This is a genomic window from Nostoc sp. (assembly GCF_036917195.1).
GTDB lineage: Bacteria > Cyanobacteriota > Cyanobacteriia > Cyanobacteriales > Nostocaceae > Nostoc.
In genome coordinates, this window is sequence record NZ_JBALDG010000060.1 from 74,315 (window position 1) to 91,850 (window position 17,536).

A 17,536-nucleotide genomic window follows, 5' to 3' on the forward strand; every position below is an offset into this window, starting at 1 on the left:
TAAGGCAAGTTTTAATCTATGTTCGGTTGTTGAGCAAATACTTATAAACAAATTGATTAGATGCCAGAGCAAAATTCCCAAACAAGAAATACCAATAAAATTCGCATAATTACGCAGGTACTCACAACAGCCCTAAAGCTCTGGTTGAGAACGCAAGTCAGCCAAATATCTGAATTAGAAGTGGAGATTAAAGCGAGCGATCGCCAAATTCTCTCTGGACGCATTCCCTTGGTATCTATATTTGCTACTCATGCTGTTTATCAAGGTCTCCTGATTACAAAAATTCAATTAATGGCAGAAAATATTCGGATAAATATCGGCTCGGTAGTCAAGGGACAGCCACTGCGACTGTTAGAAACAGTACCAGTGGTTGGCGATTTGATCGTAGACGAGAAGGATCTCAATGCTTCTCTCTCATCTAACTTATTATCGACTGCTTTGAGTGATCTATTGGTTAAGGTTTCACCAACACATTACTCAGAGCCACAATCAATTAATTGGCAAGAAATTCTCCTTCAGAACAACCAAATTATACTGCGAGGCATCAAAGTAACCAATAGTCAAACAACACCTCTAGAGATTTGTCTGGACTTACAATTACTCAATGGCCATGAGTTGCGACTGGCAAATATCCAAATCAAACCCGACCAAGGAAATATATTAAAGGACAATCATGAGTACAATTTGGATCTTGGCTCAGATGTTGATATCCAAGAACTAACCCTGATTCCAGGCAAGCTAGTGTGTCGTGGGCGGATTAATGTTAACCCTTGATGATTAAAAATTAAAAATTAAAAATACCAATTACTTACTCTAAATAATATAATGCTTCTCAAAATAAGGGCAGGGGGGCATACCCCGCATTTCTCACAAGCAAGAAATGCAGAGGTGCAGAAAGGCTCCGGGGCAGAGGTCTATGGCAGGAACCCATAACGCGGGACGGGGGACAGAGGACAGAGGGGAAAGAACTTGTACAAGAACTCTCCTCTGCTCCCCTGCTCAAGAGCACAAGGTTTTGAGAGATGTGGTGAGAAATCCGGGATACAACTCTACCAGAGGCTGCGCCCTAAGCGTAGCTATGCCGTAGGCTTTACGGCTACACTCAGGACAAGCTCAGTAACCAGGGGGCAAAGGAGTGGAGTTCAAAGACTCGTCAGCGAGTATTAAAGACTCATTCACCAGTATCAAAGACTCGTCAGCGAGTATTAAAGACTCATTCACCAGTATCAAAGACTCGTCAGCAAGTATCAAAGACTCGTCAGCGAGTATCAAAGACTCATTCACCAGTATCAAAGACTCGTCAGCGAGTATCAAAGACTCGTCCACGAGTATCAAAAACTCGTCCACGAGTATCAAAGACTCATTCACCAGTATCAAAGACTCATTCACCAGTATCAAAGACTCGTCCACGAGTATCAAAGACTCATCCCTTATTCTTCATGTCCAATGCCCAATACAACTCTACCAAAGGCTGCACCCTAACCGTAGCTATGCCGCAGGCTTTACGGCAACTCTTAGAGACGCTCTTGCGTTCGCTCAGTACAAGTGCCCAATGCCCAATGCCCAACTCATCTATTCTGTAATCAGCGGCAAAAGTAGTGTTACGAAATAGTAAACCAGAGGAGCTGTGAAAATATAACTATCGGTACGGTCTAAAATACCACCGTGACCGGGGATTAATTGTCCAGAATCTTTGACTCCAGCATCCCGCTTGAGCATAGACTCGGTAAGATCCCCTAAAAGACTAGCAATCCCAATCAGCAAACCCAATGCTAAACCAGTAAAAAGGGATCTGGGCAAGTGGAGATAATAGGCTCCTGCTAAGGCTACAGCAACACTGGAGATGATACCAAAGACAGCACCTTCTACAGTTTTTTTCGGGCTAATCTCAGACAGACGGGTTTTCCCAAAGAATTTGCCAATAGTGTAAGCGCCGATATCGGCTGCCCAAATACACAAAAAAGTCAGCAGTGTTGCTGTAAAACCTTGTGGTAAAGACGCCGAATTTGCCTTTTCCCAGAAATCTGTCCAGGTTATGGGCCAGTAACCTCCGAAAGGAAGATTGCTAAAAGCAGCACTATCAATCGCTCGTAACCGCACCCAGTAACTCGGCAAATAACCTACGTAAAATAGCCCCATAATAGAAGCGGAAACATCAGCGATCGTGGCAAATTTGGGTTGAAACAGCAGGTAGAAACAAATAAGTGTACCAGCTAAGGGCATTACAGCATCAGCTAAACTGCCATCAAGGGTACAAATCACCAGCAAGACTTGGCTGACAGCCATAGTGGTTTTAGCGGCGGGAGCAATGCCTCTGGCTCGCACCAAATTAAAATATTCCTCTTGACCCAAAAAGACGATAACCGCAAACATGATTGTAAAGTACCAACCCCCCAAAAGGGTCGCACAAAGAGCAAGAGCGATCGCAACAATTCCACTAATAATCCGAGACCAAGGCATAGAAGTATTTTGGATTTTGGATTTTGGATTTTGGATTAGAGATTAGGTATTCGAGATTAGGGATTGGTAATTGTGGCTTGGTTTGTTATGAACTATGACCTAAATCCCCAATCTAAAATCTAAAATCTAAAATCTAAAATCTTTTTGATTTAATCCAGTTTCTCACCACTGAGGATAAAAATGGGATCAACGGCGGTAAAGGTTTGAGAAAAGCCGCGTGTCTCTAAGCGGTTAACCGCAGACTGGACGACTTCGATATTTCTAGCTCTTAACAGGGAAAAGCTCTGGGAAATAGCATACAGACTTTCTAGATTAGCAGCTGTGGCTACAACCCGACCGGATGGTGGCAAATAATGCCAAGCTGCTTGCAGAATTTCCTGAATGGGGCGTCCTCCCTCGATACAAACGCGGTGAGGAGTAACCTTAAGATCATGTAAACAGTCAGGGGCGCTACCTTCAATTACTTCGACGTTTTTCACCTCAAAGCGATCGCAGTTACGCTTGATCAGATTAGCTACTTCTTCATCCCTTTCTATAGCGATAATCTGTCCTTTTGGACATAATAGCCCTACCTCTACCGGAATTGTACCTGTCCCTGCGCCAATATCCCACAACACAGAATCTGATTTTAGTCGCAGTTGGGCAATTAACAGTAGTCGGACTTCTCGCTGGCTCAGGGGAATTCCTGGCAAGTGCTCGAATAAATCATCGGGAATACCAGGGGTAATATAAGGCCAAAGTTGGGAGGGCATAGAACTACGCAATTATACTAAAGATATCGGTTTGCCAAACTGAAAAGCCATAAGCTATAAAAACTTTTCAACCGCAGCGTTATCAGAAACCATAATGATTGGCGAAATATTAGGCGATCACTACGAAGTTCAGCAGCTATTAGGAAAAAAAGCAGGGCGGCGGACGTTGTTAGCTCGTGATTTGAAAACTCAGGAATTAGTTGTCATTAAGTTACTCTCTTTTGGTGGTGACTTTGAATGGGATTCACTCAAGTTGTTTGAGCGGGAAGCTGAGACTCTAAAATCTTTATCACATCCCTTAATACCTCGCTATTTAGACTATTTTGAGGTAAATTCACCGACCATCAAAGGATTTGCCCTAGTACAAACTTATATCCCCGCCCAAACTTTAGAGCAATATTTACAAACTGGACGGACTTTTACAGAAGCAGAAATCAAACTAATAGCCAAGGCAGTTTTAGAAATTCTCATTTACCTACATGGGCTGTATCCGCCTGTTATCCACCGTGATATTAAGCCTAGCAATATTTTATTGGGAGAATGTTCTGGTAATACTGTTGGTCAAGTTTACCTGGTAGATTTTGGTTCAGTGCAAACTGTCCTGGCCACAGAAAGCGGCACAAAAACTGTGGTGGGAACTTATGGATATATGCCACAGGAGCAATTTGGTGGGCGTACCGTTCCTGCCTCTGACATTTATAGTTTAGGCGCAACTTTAATTTATTTAGTGACGGGTACTTACCCAGCCGATTTACCCCAGAAGGATTTTCGCATTCAGTTTGAACAAGTGGCTAATCTGAGTCCCACCTTTAGCAATTGGCTAAAGTGGATGATTGAACCCAGTTTAGAACGGCGTTTTAGTTCTGCTGCTGGTGCGATCACAGCCTTGGAGAAACCACAACCGACAAACTTGCCTACTTTAATTGTTGGCAAACCAGATGGGAGTAAGATTCAATTAACGAAAAATTGGGATTCTCTAGAAATTATCGTTCCACCAGATGGTTTTCATCCATCAATATTATCCACAGGTTTATTTGCGATCGTCTGGAATTCATTTATCCTCTTTTGGACAATTGGTGCCCTCTCGGTACCTTTTCCTGTCAACATCCCCTTTACCTTATTCTCACTTCCCTTTTGGGGTGCTGGCTTTATGATGATGTATAAATTTCTCTTTCATTTATTTGGACGCACCTGCTTACGCCTGAATCCAGAACAAATTACCCTAACCTGGGAGTTGTTTGCTTGGAAATTTTATCGTCCCCGTGCATCACCAAGACAAAGTATTACTAAGTTGGTTTACATTCCCAAACATTTTACTAAAGACTCTGAAGGCACTAGAATTGCCGTTCCAGCACAATTGGATATTTGGGTAGGAGTAAAAAAATATCAATTTGGTGGTATTGGTGGTGCTATTAAGTCTGAAGCGGAACTGGAATGGCTAGCTCATGAATTAAGTGATTGGTTAGGTTTGCCAATTACCAATCCAATTAGAAGTTAGTTGCGTCTATATTGTTTTAGAACCTTTTGCTGGTTCTAATATCACAGGTCGAGTTGCAGAAACTTTACAAAAACGCTGGTTAGCTTTTGAGATTGATGAAGACTACATCATAAGCTCAAAACTGAGATTTGAAGAAAATGCTCCTTTATTTATTGACGAGCATCAAATTGTCCGTCGTGTAGAGATAGTTTCAACTCCTCAAGAAAAAGGTATTAATATTGAAATCTAAATTAAAATGACTTTTGATAGATAATAATTTTAAAAGTTAATTTTCAAAGAATAACAATTATTCAATAACTATTTAATATTGTTTCTATTACAAGATATTTACATTAGTAAAGATTGTGTTAAGGTGTAAAAGTAGTTAAGTATAATCAATATCACTAATGTCTAAAGGTAAAAACCAACATATCGTCCCTCACTCTGAAGGTTGGGCAGTTAAGTCTGAGGGTGCTAGTAAGGCTACTAAAATATTCCACACCCAACAAGAGGCCATTGAGAAAGGGCGTGAGATTGCTATTAATCAGCAGTCTGAATTATTAATACATAACCGAGAAGGGCAAATTCGAGAGCGTAACAGCTATGGCAATGACCCGCAGGCGACTAAAGGTTAAAGACTAGTGCATTAGTTCAAGATGAACTGTCAGGTGAGTAATTTTACCTGACATTTATTTTTCTATAGGAATAAAGAATTCTACGAACACGAGTTAGCTGAAGCGATTTACAAAGTGTTGGTTACGATGCGACAACTTGCACACTTGAAATTAAGTTTCATAGTAGAGGTATATACCAGTATTTTAAAATTGTCGAGCGCTTATCAGTGGCGAACTCATCGGATTTGAGCCATCAATGTCTATATTTAATTAAAGATGCCTTAGAGGAAATTTATATGTTTGGACTGGGATGGCCAGAAATCGGTGTAATTGCCATAGTCGCTGTTCTAATTTTTGGCCCCAAAAAAATTCCCGAACTGGGAACCGCACTGGGCAAAACCCTACGAGGTTTTAAGGAGGAGATGAAAACTCCCAGTGACGAAACCAATTCGGAACAAGAAAAACAATAATTAAAGTAGTCAGAATATAGGAGTCAGGAGGAGGCAGTGCGTTGGGGAACCAGCGCTGTCTTCTGCTACTACAGGAGTGTATTAACAACAGAAGAAGGTGCGATCCCATTTTGGGAATCGATGGCAGTTGTGCCAGGATTTGGTTGATGTGTCTCTTCTTTGACTATACCACGCGCCCTAATTAACTTAATAGCCCTAGTGACGCTTTCTGGCAAAATTACTACCAGACTGTTATTAGGAGCCATATCTAAGCCTTTATTTATCGCTTGAGTTTCATCCATAATTGATTCATAGCGGCTATCCGGTTTAACTTGGGTGATGCCTTGAATAATCAACTGGACGGCTGAACCCCGTTGGCGTCCCCGTGTGTCATCGTCTTCTTTGACAATGATGTAATCAAAAATTTGCGCTGCTAATTTGCCCAAAGTAACAAAGTCTTCGTCGCGGCGATCGCCGGGCCCACCAATTACGCCAATCCGTTGTCCTGTAGTCCAGTTGCGAACAAAGGAACCTACAGCTTCGTAACTGGCTGCGTTGTGGGCATAATCTACCAAAGCGTGGTAGTTTCCTAAATTAAATAAATTCATTCGTCCTGGCGTTTGACTAACTGAAGCCCGGAAGGTCTTCAAACCAGCACGAATCTGCTCAATCGTGACGTTTTGTACGAATGCTGCCAAACTTGCTGCTAAAGCGTTGGCAATCATAAACGGTGCACGTCCGCCCATTGTTAAAGGTATATTTTCTGCTCTTTCTATGCGGTGTGTCCAATCACCTTTAACAATTGACAAATAACCATTTTCATATACTGCCGCTACTCCGCCCTTTTGGATGTGCTTTCGCACCAATTCCGAGTCGAGGTTCATTGTGAAGTAAGCAATATTAGCTTTAGTTTTTTCTGACATAGCGGCGACGCGGCGATCGTCGGCGTTAAGTACCGCGTAGCCATCAGGGAATATAGCTTCCGCTACTACGCTCTTGAGGTTAGCTAACTGCTCAATGGTATCTATATCACCTATTCCTAAGTGGTCAGAGGCTACATTCAATACCACCCCCACATTTGCTGCTTCAAAACCCAATCCAGAACGGAGAATTCCACCGCGAGCCGTTTCCAGTACCGCTACTTCCACTGTGGGATCTTGAAGGATGAGGTGGGCACTTTGGGGGCCTGTGTTATCGCCAGCTTCTACTAAATAATCACCGATGTATGTTCCATCGGTCGTAGTATAACCTACTACCTTCCCTGTCTGTTTATAAATATGTGCTAGTAGTCGGGTAGTAGTGGTTTTGCCATTAGTACCAGTAACGCTGAGGATTGGAATTTGGCTAGATTGCTCGTTAGGAAATAGCATATCCATGACTGCACCGGCGACGTTGCGGGGGATACCCACGCTTGGGGCGACGTGCATTCGGAAACCGGGAGCGGCATTAACTTCGACAATCACCCCATCCACTTCCCGCAACGGACGACCAATATCTGTGGTGACGATATCCAGTCCGGCGATATCCAAACCAATAATCTTGACTACCCGTTGTGCCAACCAGAGATTTTCTGGGTGAATTTCATCGGTACGGTCTACGGCACTACCACCTGTACTTAAGTTTGCCGTTGCTCTGAGATAACAAAGGGTTCCTTTTGGTGGCACGCTATTTAGGGTATAACCTTGCCTTTCTAGCAGCTGGTAGCTGGTGCGGTCTAATTCAATCTTGGTTAGGACATTATCATGTCCTTCACCGCGATTTGGGTCAAGGTTTGTTTCTTCAATCAGTTCGGCAATGGTCGATCTGCCGTTGCCAATCACATGAGCCGGAACGCGTTCGGCTACTGCTACTACTTTGCCATTTACTACCAGTACCCTGTGGTCGCGTCCAAGGTAATATCTTTCGACAATAATTGACCGGGAAACTTGTCTAGCAGCTTCGTATCCGGCTTCAGCTTCTTCCCAAGTTCTGATATCAATGGTGATCCCACGTCCATGATTGCCATCCACGGGCTTGATGACGATGGGATAGCCGCCAACGTATTCAATGGCTTGTTCCAAATCGTCTAAGAAGTTGATTACTGTACCTTTAGGTACTGGCACACCAGCGGCACCGAGGATGCGTTTAGTGGCTTCTTTATCGCAAGCTAGTTCTACGCCCAGAATGCTGGTGTTGTCCGTCATTGTGGCCTGCATCCGCTTCTGGTTCACGCCGTAGCCCAGCTGAATCAGAAAGCGGGCTTCCAGAGACATCCAGGGAATACCTCTTTTTTCTGCTTCTTTGACGATCGCTTCAGTGGAAGGGCCTAAAGAAGCATCACGGGTAAACTCTTTCAGGTCTTGGATATCTTGCTCTAATTCTGCCTTGGGATAACGGCCTCGATCAACGATACTCTGGCATAACCGCACCGCGGCTCGTCCAGCGTAGCGTCCCGCTTCCTCATTCAGGTACTCGATCACTACTTGGTAAATTCCGGGTGTGGCAGTTTCGCGGGTGCGACCAAAGCCGACATTCATTCCAGCTAATTCCTGGAGTTCTAAGGCTACGTGTTCCACAACGTGGCCGAGCATAGTGCCTTCTTTGACTCGCATCAGAAAACCACCACGACAGCCAGGCGAACAATAGTGACCCTCCAGACTCGGCAGCGCCTCAACTAATCCTTCATAAAAGCCAGGGATTTCATTCGAGGGCGTCTCACCAAGGGTTTCTAAATCGAGGCGCATGACGATCAGCTTGTGGCGTCGAATGCTCCAATAGTTTGGGCCGCGTAAGGTCTGGATCTTGAGGATTCTCATGGGAATAGGTAGATGGAGATTCGGAACCAAAATTCTAGTTTCTTACTGGAATTGACCGCTAAACTGTTCATTACAAACAGTTTTTTCTTTTTACATAGTATTCTCATTATTTTTCTACAATAAGAAATAAATGTGCGGTCAACCGATTTTGGATTTTAGATTTATGATTTTGGATTGAAAGAGACAATTAGGGTACTTAGCTGTGGGAATTTTAGATTGACGATAGCGTAGCGTTAACCAGTTTGAGGTTTTTTTGATTTGTTTTGCCTACTTTCTAGCGGCATTTGCCGAAAAGCTCTTTGAATCTGAAATCCGTCTTGAAAAGTTTGCTATGGAGAGAAACCAACGCCCTTCGGGTTCACCAGTCGCCTACAGAAGGAAACCTTCTTGCAGCGCTGGTTCACCACTTGCAACAACGTTCTTAACCCGTGCAACGCAGTGGCTCCTCCTTACAACTTTTCGCAAAATCCAAAATCTAAAATTTGCGGTCAACTCAGTGTAACCTCAGATACTCTATCCCGTCAGCTGGAGATTCGATGTACAGCAGGCAATACAGTGCGCTGGTACAAGTGGAAGCGATCGCCATAGCTGAGGATATGCAGACGTAAATTATGCACGGTTAGCGGTTCATTAGCACCAACATGGGGTTCGTTAGTGTGGGTGAGTTCAGTGGGATCAACAATGGTGACACTGCCTTTACCCATAACTTGTAGCCAACCATCACGTTCAAACACTGCACAAGTATCTTCGTCAATGCCAATACCTAAGCGATCGGGATGAGCTGCGATCGCACTAATCAGTCGCCCCATGCGATTCCGGTTGTGAAAGTGTTGGTCAACGATTACTTCCGGAATAAATCCTAAACCCGTTGCCATATCGACTAGGGAACGATTTGGCGTCTCTCCACTACCGCCGCCAGCAATCATATGATGCCCCATCACTGCCGCTCCGGCACTGGTGCCTGCTAAGGTAAGTTGCCCCGCCCTGACTCGCTGCCGAATAATTTCCATTGCTGGCGTATCTGCCAATACGCCACAGAGACGCAGCTGGTCTCCTCCTGTCAAAAATACCCCACTACAGGCTTCTAAGGATGCCTTGATTTGGGAGGCTTCACACTGTTCCCGTTCGCGGATGTCTAAAATCTCTACCTTCTGGGCACCCATTTCTTCAAAAATGCGAATATACCGACCACCGATGATAGCGGGTTCGCGAGAGGCAGATGGAATAATTGTAATATAAGCCTTACTAGCACCAGCACGTCCAAAAAAAGTTCGTAGGATTTCGCGCCCATGAACTTTGTCTTCTGCGCCTCCGATAACCAGAACGGCGGTTTTAGTTGCTTGGGGTGTCCTCATTTCCAGCGATTTAGCTTGTAATTGCGGCATTTTGTTTCTCCTGTCAACAACTTCAGGTGAATTTAACAAGGATCAGTTGCAGCCATGATTTTTGCGCTTTGCTTCTTTGAGAGGACACTTTTTGGAAGTTTAGAACTGAGTCAGCCACTCTCCAAATTCTCGCTTAACGCTCGCGTTGCCTCAGTCTAAACGTCTTCGTTCCCATCCCTCAAAGCCAGAGCCTTGTTTTTCACCTGTCCACTTGCAGCAGGGCAAAATAGTCTTTAAGGGGCTAGATTCCTCCTCTGGGGCTGGGGACGAGCAGTTAAGACTATGCTTTTTTCTGAGGCTGGCTCGATGCATCCTGGAAGTTGTTAACTTGATATGATTATTAATTTAAATGTACTTGTGACAACATTTAAACATAAATTAAGTAATTAGAAAAACTTTTGATCCCATCTAAAATCCAAGAGGCCTGGTAGTTTTAGATACTATTGATAAAGTTTAACTGGAGTTTGACTCGACCTTGGCTTGGCGGTGTTTGCTAGACATCCAAATTTAAGATTAGTGTCCTCGAATACGAATAACTGTGCGCTTTGATATAGTTACACTTTTTCCTGACTGTTTTAACTCTGTTCTCAATTCTGGGTTACTGAGTAAAGCCTTAGCCAAACAGATTGCCCAAGTGCATCTGATTAATCCACGGGACTTTACCACTGACAAACACCGGAAGGTGGATGATGAACCCTACGGCGGTGGTGTAGGGATGCTAATGAAGCCAGAACCTATTTTTACCGCTGTGGAGTCGCTGCCAACTCTACCCCGAAGAGAAATAATTTTGATGAGTCCACAGGGTCAAACAATTAATCAACCTCTTTTGAAAGAATTGGTGACAAATTATGACCAGTTAGTAGTTATTTGCGGGCATTACGAAGGAGTGGATGAGAGGGTGCTGCATTTAGTAACTCGGGAAGTATCTTTAGGCGATTTTATTCTGACTGGCGGCGAAATTCCAGCAATGGCTTTGATTAATGGCGTAGTGCGACTAATACCAGGAACCGTTGCCAAAACAGAGTCTTTGACAGCAGAAAGTTTTGAGGAGGGGTTGTTGGACTATCCCCAATATACTCGTCCTGCCAATTTTCGTGGTTTGAAAGTGCCTGATGTATTGCTCAGTGGAAATCACGCAGCGATCGCCCGGTGGCGTTACGAACAACAAATTCAAAAAACCCGTGATCGCCGCCCTGATCTTTTGAAAAAATTGGAGCAGGAGGAGCATACAACTCTTGGAGAGGCTGCGCCCTAAGCGTAGCTATGCCGCAGGCTTTACGACTGCGCCCAACTCTTGGAGAGGCTGCGCCCTAAGCGTAGCTATGCCGTAGGCTTTACGGCTACGGCTCCATTGAGCGTTCGCGCAGCGTCTCGTAGAGAAGCCGAGATGCTCAGGACAAGCTCAGTAACCAGGAGAAGCAGGGGAAGATTAAGGAGATTGAAAATAACTACTAAACAATTTCCAATAATAAATAACAAATGACAAAAATTCGGATTGGTAACGGCTACGATATTCATCAATTGGTAAGCGATCGCGCTTTGATTTTAGGCGGAATTCAAATTCCTCATGAACTGGGTTTATTAGGTCACAGTGACGCTGATGTACTGACCCATGCAATTATGGATGCGATGCTTGGGGCATTATCTTTGGGGGATATTGGTCATTATTTTCCCCCTAGTGATCCTAAATGGGCGGGAGCAGATAGTTTAGTACTATTAACTCAAGTACATCAACTGATTCGAGATCAAGGTTGGCAGGTGGGAAATATTGACTCGGTAGTAGTAGCAGAACGTCCAAAATTAAAACCGCATATTCACAATATGCGCGATAAACTAGCGGCGGTTTTAGAATTACAACCAAATCAAATTGGCATCAAAGCTACCACTAATGAAAAATTAGGCCCCGTTGGACGTGAAGAAGGTATATGTGCTTATGCTGTTGTCTTGCTAATTGCTTCAGAGGAAATTTTCTTTTAGCCTCTGATTAAGATATTAAAGACTGATTAAGATGGAAATAAATTTGAAATTATGAGATTTTTTAAAAAAATATTTCTAGCAATTAAACATTTTTGGCTAACATTAATTCTGACTTCAGCAATTGCACTTACAGTTACCGCCTGCAATCCAGCTAACTTCAAGAGCGCAGCTGCTCAAGTGCCGCAACTTGTCACCGCAGTTTTGAGTGAGCCTTCAACTTTCAACTATGCTCTGAATGAGTCGGCATATAGCGTTTTTGGCTTCCTTTATGACTCATTGATTAATGAGAATCCTGTAACCACAAAATTAGAGCCTGCTCTAGCAGAAGCCTGGGAAGTTTCTGAAGATGGTCAGCGGATTGTGATCACCCTGCGCTCAGGAATTAAGTGGTCAGATGGTCAGCCAATGACTGCTGATGATGTTGTCTTTACTTATAATGAAATTTACCTCAATCCTAAAATTCCCACCTCTACCAAAGATGCCCTAAGAATTGGCGAGAAGGGCAGTTTGCCAAAGGTGAAAAAAATTGATGAGCGTCGGGTTGAATTTAGCATACTGGAACCGTTTGCTCCTTTTTTAAGATATGTAGGCGGCATCCCAATTATGCCTGCCCATGTTCTACAGGAAGCAGTTCGTACAACTGGATCTGATAAAAATTCTAAGTTTCTCTCAATATGGGGAACAGGCACAGATCCTAAACAAATTGTTGGCAACGGTCCCTATGTAATGGAAAGTTATGTTTCCAGTCAGCGAGTTATATTTCGGCGTAATCCATACTACTGGCGCAAAGATACTCAGAATAATCCTCAGCCTTACATTGAGCGAATTGTTTGGCAAATTATTGAATCTACTGAAAACCAATTGATTAGTTTTCGCTCTGGGCAGTTGGATGATTTAGAAGTTCCTCCTGAAGGTTTTAGTTTGCTGAAGCGAGAAGAAAAACGGGCAAAGTTTAAAATTTATAACGGTGGTCCAGATACAAGTACGAGTTTTATTGCTTTCAATCTTAGTAAAGCTAAGAATTCTCAGGGTAAACCTTTCGTAGACCCAATTAAATCTAACTGGTTTAATAAAAAAGAATTCAGGCAGGCTATCGCCTATGCACTCGACCGAGAAACGATGAAAATAAATGCTTATCGAGGACTGGGTGAACTACAAAATTCATTTGTTTATGTCAAAAGTCCCTACTTTCTACCTCCAGAAAAAGGTTTAAAGGTCTATAATTACGAGCCAGATAAGTCTAAGAAATTACTGTTACAAACTGGGTTCAAATATAATGCTCAAAATCAACTTGTCGATGCTGATGGCAACCAAGTCAGATTTACACTCTTAACGAATTCGGAAAGAAAAGTTAGAGGAGATATGGCATCTCAAATCAGACGGGATCTAGCTAATATTGGGATTCAAGTAGATTTGCAAATTCTCAGCTTCAATTCTTATCTAGAAAAACTCAAAGTTACGCAGAATTGGGATTGTTACCTGGGAGGATTTGCTGGAGGCGGTATTGAACCCCACGGCGCTAGCAATATCTGGAGAATTGCCGGTGCATCGCACGCATTTAATTTGGGACCACAACCGGGAGATCCACCCATAACTGGCTGGAAAGTTTCCGACTGGGAAAAGGAAATTGACAGCCTTTACATTAAAGGCGCACAGGCATTGGATGAAAACAAGCGCAAGGAGATTTATTACGAATATCAGCGCATCGCCTCAGAACAGTTGCCGTTTATTCATTTAGTGGAGAGGTTGAATCTGCAAGCAGTGCGCGATCGCTTCCAAGGAATTCAATATACTGCTCTTGGTGGCCCATTCTGGAATCTCTACGAACTCAAAGTAACCGATTAGTCATTGGGTATTGGGCATTGGGCATGGTTATTCCCCTTGTCCCCTCATCTGCCTCATCTGCCTCATCCTCCTTATCATCCTTATCATGACCGATGAAAAAACCTTGCGATCGCTCTTAGAAGCGGTTGCCAATGGTAAAGTTACGCCAGATACGGCATTAGACTCACTCAAAGATTTAGCTTATGAATCTGTGGGGGAGTTTGCCAAAATTGACCATCATCGCCAGCTAAGAACTGGTTTCCCAGAAGTAATTTGGGGCCCTGGTAAAACTCCCGAACAAATTGCTCAAATTATGGAGGTGATGCGCCTTCGCAACCCGGTGGTGATGGCAACTCGCATTGAACCGGCAGTTTATGCCGCACTGCAATCAAGAGTTAGCGGTTTGCGATATTACGAATCGGCGCGAATTTGTGCGATCGCTCCTCCTATTATCGAACCACAATTCTGGGGTGAAATTGGCATTCTTTCTGCTGGTACCGCCGATTTACCCGTTGCCGAAGAAGCTGCTGTCACTGCTGAACTTTCTGGTTTTCGCGTCCAGCGCCTCTGGGATGTTGGTGTTGCTGGGATTCACCGTTTGCTGAGTAACCGCCACCTGATTGAATCAGCATCGGTGTTGATTGTCGTGGCGGGGATGGAAGGCGCTTTACCCAGCGTTGTTGCAGGTTTAGCGAGTTGTCCCGTGATTGCCGTACCCACTAGCATTGGTTATGGCGCAAGTTTTGGTGGTTTAGCACCTTTATTGACAATGCTTAACTCTTGTGCAGCGGGAGTAGGCGTAGTAAATATCGATAATGGTTTTGGTGCAGCAGTTTTGGCGGGGCAGATTTTGCGGACTGCCGAGAAATTGCGGTTGGCATCGGCTGCATCTTGAGTTAAGACATTGAAGTTATATCCAAATATTTCAGTAAATATCAGTAATTAATGTAAATAATAAACTGATGCTGAAATTTGCCACCCCTAACTTCTTAATCACCAAAGATGAGCAATTACAGCGATTTGACATCTCAGTTACTTTGGCATTTGCCTGTAAATTGGACAGCAGTAGCACCAACAATCACCGATCCAAACGTTATGGGTCAGATGCAAAAAGCTTGGAGCCACTTTATACAAACAGGTCAAGCGTGGGCATTGTTGATTGGTTTAGTCATTGGCTATATGATTCGGAATCTAACTAGCTACGGTTAAAGTAATTTTGAATTTTAGATTTTGGATTAATCATGAATCCAAAATCTAAAATTGATGCCCCTTTCTTGATAATTTATGACCGAAAAACAAACTTGGAGCCAGCGGTTTGAATCAGCGTTGCATCCAGCGATCGCTCGTTTTAATGCCAGTATAGGTTTTGATATTGAATTAATAGAATATGACCTCACTGGTTCTCAAGCTCATGCCAAAATGCTTGCTCACACGGGCATTATCTCCCAAGAAGAAGGAGAGCAACTGGTTGCAGGTTTAGAACAAATTCGCCAAGAGTACCGCCAAGGTAAATTTCAGCCTGGTGTCGATGCTGAAGACGTACATTTTGCAGTTGAACGACGACTAACAGAAATTGTCGGCGATGTGGGTAAAAAGCTGCATACGGCGCGATCGCGTAATGACCAAGTTGGCACCGATACCAGACTCTACCTGCGCGACCAAATCCAACAAATCAAAAGCGAATTGCGGGAATTTCAAGGTGTTTTACTGGATATAGCCCAAAAGCACGTTGAAACCCTGATTCCTGGCTATACTCACCTACAACGCGCCCAACCCCTGAGTTTAGCTCACCACCTCTTGGCATACTTTCAAATGGCGCAACGCGACTGGGAACGCTTAGGAGATGTTTCTCGTCGCGTGAATATCTCACCTTTGGGGTGCGGTGCTTTAGCGGGAACGACTTTCCCGATTGATCGCCACTACACAGCCAAACTCTTGGATTTTGAGGATATTTATGCTAATAGCCTTGATGGAGTGAGCGATCGCGATTTTGCGATCGAATTCTTGTGTGCTGCTAGCTTGATTATGGTTCACCTCAGCCGCCTTGCAGAAGAAGTCATTCTTTGGTCATCTGAAGAATTCCGCTTTGTCACCCTCAAAGATAGCTGTGCCACGGGTTCCAGTATTATGCCCCAAAAGAAAAACCCCGATGTACCAGAATTGGTGCGGGGGAAAACGGGACGTGTATTCGGTCATCTTCAGGCGATGTTAGTGATTATGAAGGGGCTACCCTTGGCATATAACAAAGACCTGCAAGAAGATAAAGAAGGTCTATTTGATAGTGTCAACACAGTCAAAGCCTCTCTAGAAGCGATGACGATTTTGCTCAGGGAAGGCTTGGAATTTCGTACCCAGCGGTTAGCAGAAGCTGTGGCGGAAGATTTTTCCAATGCTACCGATGTAGCAGATTATTTGGCAGCACGGGGCGTCCCTTTCCGCGAAGCTTACAACCTTGTGGGTAAGGTGGTAAAAACTAGTATTGCCGCAGGTAAACTCCTAAAAGATTTGAAATTGGAAGAGTGGCAAGAACTACATCCGGCATTTGCAGCAGATATTTATGAGGCGATATCCCCCCGTCAAGTTGTGGCAGCCCGTAATAGTTACGGTGGTACTGGCTTTGTACAGGTAAGTAAAGCACTCATAGCCGCCCGCGCTCAAATTGCTGTCGAGTAATAAATAAGGGCGTACAAATGTACGCCCTAAAAAATAAATAATCTAAATAACAAGGATTTAAGCAGACAACTTATTCAGTGTCAGCTGCTGCTGCGCCTTCTTCTTCTTCACTCTTTGGTGGTCTTTGTTGGAACCTTCTCTGCATTCTTCCTGTAGTAGTCCGTTTACGAAACTTTCTGGCATACGCCTGGTTCCGTAGCGCCTTTTCTTTTTTCGGGTTACGGCGCTTGGCCATGTTCACCTCATTAATAAACAACAAAAAAGTCGCAACTAGGCATTACGTAGGCAATATCAGCTACCAATGTTATTGATATACTTGTAGCCTAGTGCAGCAATCAATACGCTTTAAACAATGTACTAGTCTACCGCATTAAAATTGTTATGTCAATAACAATTTAGAATTATCCCACCAGCTAGAGGAAAAATACCTTTTTTTAGATTAAGATATTTCAAACAGATGTAAATGAGCTAACTAATTGTTGTTCTTAGAATAAACCAATCAAAAAGTTATCCCACTAATAAAATTCAGTATTCGTTAGACCTAAATCGAATAGACTGCTTTCACCTTCATCATTCAAGGCAAAGTGATGTAAAGTGGAATAGATATAAGCAAAATTTCTAGAAAGTCGGCGCTCGATTACCCACTCCTTTTAAGGGTGCGATGAGCTTAATGTTTTGCCCTATTTGTGCAATAACGCTTTTTATTGATGGTTTTAGGAAAGTTTTTCAAGCTTCTTCTCATTTAATTTGGATGGCTTATTACGTTTGAGTGCTGAAGGGGCACCGAGAGTAGCGAGGGCAAGTAAGCTAAGGATAGAGGTGGGTTCAGGTACGGTGATTATGGTTGCAGAAAAACTAATAGGTAACTCACTATCTTCTGTCCCAAAATTTTCAAAACCTGGTGTCAGTGGTGGCGCAGAAAAAACCTCTAAATAACTTGGTGTTGGCAAGAAACTAGCGAAAAACGGATTAGAATAGTTTCCCCTCGATGTAGAATACCCAAAACCATTACCTGTTAACTGTTGAGTATTCAGACTAACGGGACTTAAACAAAAGTAAAAGACAAAAAAAGGTATAATGCTTAACTAGATTAGCTTTTACGTTATAAAAGCCTGATGAAAGAAACGACC

Annotated in this window: 17 protein-coding genes and 1 pseudogene; 11 read left to right on the plus strand and 7 right to left on the minus strand. The window is 43.4% G+C overall.

All coding sequences use genetic code 11. The features are described 5' to 3' along the window. Positions 1-60 precede the first annotated feature (60 nt). The gene (locus V7K40_RS19225) at positions 61-774 is read left to right on the plus strand and encodes a DUF2993 domain-containing protein (RefSeq protein ID WP_334962416.1); all 714 of its coding nucleotides are present in this window, start codon (positions 61-63) and stop codon (positions 772-774) included. A gap of 339 nt (positions 775-1,113) precedes the next feature. Here the strand turns inward: V7K40_RS19225 and V7K40_RS19230 are convergent, their stop codons facing one another. The 3 genes from V7K40_RS19230 to cbiT all read right to left on the minus strand — a co-directional run bounded on the left by V7K40_RS19230 (position 1,114) and on the right by cbiT (position 3,212). Continuing rightward, positions 1,114-1,410 carry a hypothetical protein gene (locus V7K40_RS19230; protein WP_334962448.1) on the minus strand — a complete coding sequence of 99 codons (297 nt, stop codon included), beginning with the start codon at positions 1,408-1,410 and terminating at the stop codon, positions 1,114-1,116. A 162-nt stretch (positions 1,411-1,572) separates the two neighbouring features. Then, positions 1,573-2,460, minus strand: coding sequence for a phosphatidate cytidylyltransferase (locus V7K40_RS19235; RefSeq protein ID WP_334962418.1), 888 nt, complete (start codon positions 2,458-2,460; stop codon positions 1,573-1,575). 149 nt (positions 2,461-2,609) lie between these two features. Continuing rightward, a complete protein-coding gene (gene cbiT / locus V7K40_RS19240; RefSeq protein ID WP_334962420.1) occupies positions 2,610-3,212 on the minus strand; it encodes a precorrin-6Y C5,15-methyltransferase subunit CbiT in 603 nt (200 codons plus the stop codon). Positions 3,213-3,306: 94 nt separating this feature from the next. On the opposite strand from cbiT, the gene V7K40_RS19245 reads away from it, so the two are divergent. The 4 genes and pseudogenes from V7K40_RS19245 to V7K40_RS19260 all read left to right on the plus strand — a co-directional run bounded on the left by V7K40_RS19245 (position 3,307) and on the right by V7K40_RS19260 (position 5,773). After that, positions 3,307-4,710 (plus strand): serine/threonine-protein kinase, encoded by a 1,404-nt coding sequence (locus tag V7K40_RS19245; protein WP_334962422.1) that lies wholly within the window; start codon positions 3,307-3,309, stop codon positions 4,708-4,710. A gap of 10 nt (positions 4,711-4,720) precedes the next feature. Next, positions 4,721-4,939, plus strand: a pseudogene (locus tag V7K40_RS19250) (hypothetical protein); the annotation flags it as partial. 157 nt (positions 4,940-5,096) lie between these two features. Next, a complete protein-coding gene (locus V7K40_RS19255) occupies positions 5,097-5,324 on the plus strand; it encodes a DUF2188 domain-containing protein (protein WP_334962424.1) in 228 nt (75 codons plus the stop codon). Positions 5,325-5,599: 275 nt separating this feature from the next. Further along, positions 5,600-5,773 (plus strand): twin-arginine translocase TatA/TatE family subunit, encoded by a 174-nt coding sequence (locus tag V7K40_RS19260; RefSeq protein WP_334962450.1) that lies wholly within the window; start codon positions 5,600-5,602, stop codon positions 5,771-5,773. 68 nt (positions 5,774-5,841) lie between these two features. On the opposite strand, the gene cphA is transcribed toward V7K40_RS19260, so the two are convergent. Both cphA and V7K40_RS19270 read right to left on the minus strand, forming a co-directional pair. Next, positions 5,842-8,547, minus strand: coding sequence for a cyanophycin synthetase (cphA, locus tag V7K40_RS19265; protein ID WP_334962452.1), 2,706 nt, complete (start codon positions 8,545-8,547; stop codon positions 5,842-5,844). Between the two features lie 521 nt (positions 8,548-9,068). Further along, positions 9,069-9,932 carry a cyanophycinase gene (locus V7K40_RS19270; RefSeq protein WP_094348499.1) on the minus strand — a complete coding sequence of 288 codons (864 nt, stop codon included), beginning with the start codon at positions 9,930-9,932 and terminating at the stop codon, positions 9,069-9,071. A gap of 538 nt (positions 9,933-10,470) precedes the next feature. Here V7K40_RS19270 and trmD point away from each other — a divergent pair. The 6 genes from trmD to argH all read left to right on the plus strand — a co-directional run bounded on the left by trmD (position 10,471) and on the right by argH (position 16,406). After that, positions 10,471-11,187, plus strand: coding sequence for a tRNA (guanosine(37)-N1)-methyltransferase TrmD (gene trmD, locus V7K40_RS19275; RefSeq protein ID WP_334962426.1), 717 nt, complete (start codon positions 10,471-10,473; stop codon positions 11,185-11,187). Between the two features lie 224 nt (positions 11,188-11,411). Then, positions 11,412-11,909 (plus strand): 2-C-methyl-D-erythritol 2,4-cyclodiphosphate synthase, encoded by a 498-nt coding sequence (gene ispF / locus V7K40_RS19280; protein ID WP_334962428.1) that lies wholly within the window; start codon positions 11,412-11,414, stop codon positions 11,907-11,909. Positions 11,910-11,960: 51 nt separating this feature from the next. Continuing rightward, the gene (locus V7K40_RS19285) at positions 11,961-13,754 is read left to right on the plus strand and encodes an ABC transporter substrate-binding protein (RefSeq protein WP_334962430.1); all 1,794 of its coding nucleotides are present in this window, start codon (positions 11,961-11,963) and stop codon (positions 13,752-13,754) included. A gap of 85 nt (positions 13,755-13,839) precedes the next feature. Then, entirely contained in the window at positions 13,840-14,628 is a 789-nt protein-coding gene (gene larB / locus V7K40_RS19290; protein ID WP_334962433.1) for a nickel pincer cofactor biosynthesis protein LarB, read from the plus strand. Positions 14,629-14,735: 107 nt separating this feature from the next. After that, the gene (locus tag V7K40_RS19295; RefSeq protein WP_334962435.1) at positions 14,736-14,942 is read left to right on the plus strand and encodes a hypothetical protein; all 207 of its coding nucleotides are present in this window, start codon (positions 14,736-14,738) and stop codon (positions 14,940-14,942) included. A gap of 75 nt (positions 14,943-15,017) precedes the next feature. Beyond that, positions 15,018-16,406, plus strand: coding sequence for an argininosuccinate lyase (argH, locus tag V7K40_RS19300; RefSeq protein ID WP_334962437.1), 1,389 nt, complete (start codon positions 15,018-15,020; stop codon positions 16,404-16,406). A 70-nt stretch (positions 16,407-16,476) separates the two neighbouring features. On the opposite strand, the gene V7K40_RS19305 is transcribed toward argH, so the two are convergent. Together V7K40_RS19305 and V7K40_RS19310 are read right to left on the minus strand one after the other, a co-directional pair. Then, the gene (locus tag V7K40_RS19305) at positions 16,477-16,641 is read right to left on the minus strand and encodes a hypothetical protein (RefSeq protein ID WP_167407613.1); all 165 of its coding nucleotides are present in this window, start codon (positions 16,639-16,641) and stop codon (positions 16,477-16,479) included. Between the two features lie 478 nt (positions 16,642-17,119). Next, entirely contained in the window at positions 17,120-17,356 is a 237-nt protein-coding gene (locus V7K40_RS19310; protein ID WP_334962439.1) for a PEP-CTERM sorting domain-containing protein, read from the minus strand. Positions 17,357-17,536: the final 180 nt, after the last annotated feature.

Bases quoted from the DNA above. Each gene is read 5' to 3' on its own strand.
- V7K40_RS19255 (WP_334962424.1), top strand. From the start codon at position 5,097: ATGTCTAAAGGTAAAAACCAACATATCGTCCCTCACTCTGAAGGTTGG.
- V7K40_RS19245 (WP_334962422.1), top strand. From the start codon at position 3,307: ATGATTGGCGAAATATTAGGCGATCACTACGAAGTTCAGCAGCTATTA.
- V7K40_RS19270 (WP_094348499.1), bottom strand. From the start codon at position 9,932: ATGCCGCAATTACAAGCTAAATCGCTGGAAATGAGGACACCCCAAGCA.
- V7K40_RS19235 (WP_334962418.1), bottom strand. From the start codon at position 2,460: ATGCCTTGGTCTCGGATTATTAGTGGAATTGTTGCGATCGCTCTTGCT.
- V7K40_RS19305 (WP_167407613.1), bottom strand. From the start codon at position 16,641: ATGGCCAAGCGCCGTAACCCGAAAAAAGAAAAGGCGCTACGGAACCAG.
- larB (WP_334962433.1), top strand. From the start codon at position 13,840: ATGACCGATGAAAAAACCTTGCGATCGCTCTTAGAAGCGGTTGCCAAT.
- argH (WP_334962437.1), top strand. From the start codon at position 15,018: ATGACCGAAAAACAAACTTGGAGCCAGCGGTTTGAATCAGCGTTGCAT.
- ispF (WP_334962428.1), top strand. From the start codon at position 11,412: ATGACAAAAATTCGGATTGGTAACGGCTACGATATTCATCAATTGGTA.
- V7K40_RS19295 (WP_334962435.1), top strand. From the start codon at position 14,736: ATGAGCAATTACAGCGATTTGACATCTCAGTTACTTTGGCATTTGCCT.
- V7K40_RS19285 (WP_334962430.1), top strand. From the start codon at position 11,961: ATGAGATTTTTTAAAAAAATATTTCTAGCAATTAAACATTTTTGGCTA.
- cbiT (WP_334962420.1), bottom strand. From the start codon at position 3,212: ATGCCCTCCCAACTTTGGCCTTATATTACCCCTGGTATTCCCGATGAT.
- V7K40_RS19260 (WP_334962450.1), top strand. From the start codon at position 5,600: ATGTTTGGACTGGGATGGCCAGAAATCGGTGTAATTGCCATAGTCGCT.
- cphA (WP_334962452.1), bottom strand. From the start codon at position 8,547: ATGAGAATCCTCAAGATCCAGACCTTACGCGGCCCAAACTATTGGAGC.
- V7K40_RS19225 (WP_334962416.1), top strand. From the start codon at position 61: ATGCCAGAGCAAAATTCCCAAACAAGAAATACCAATAAAATTCGCATA.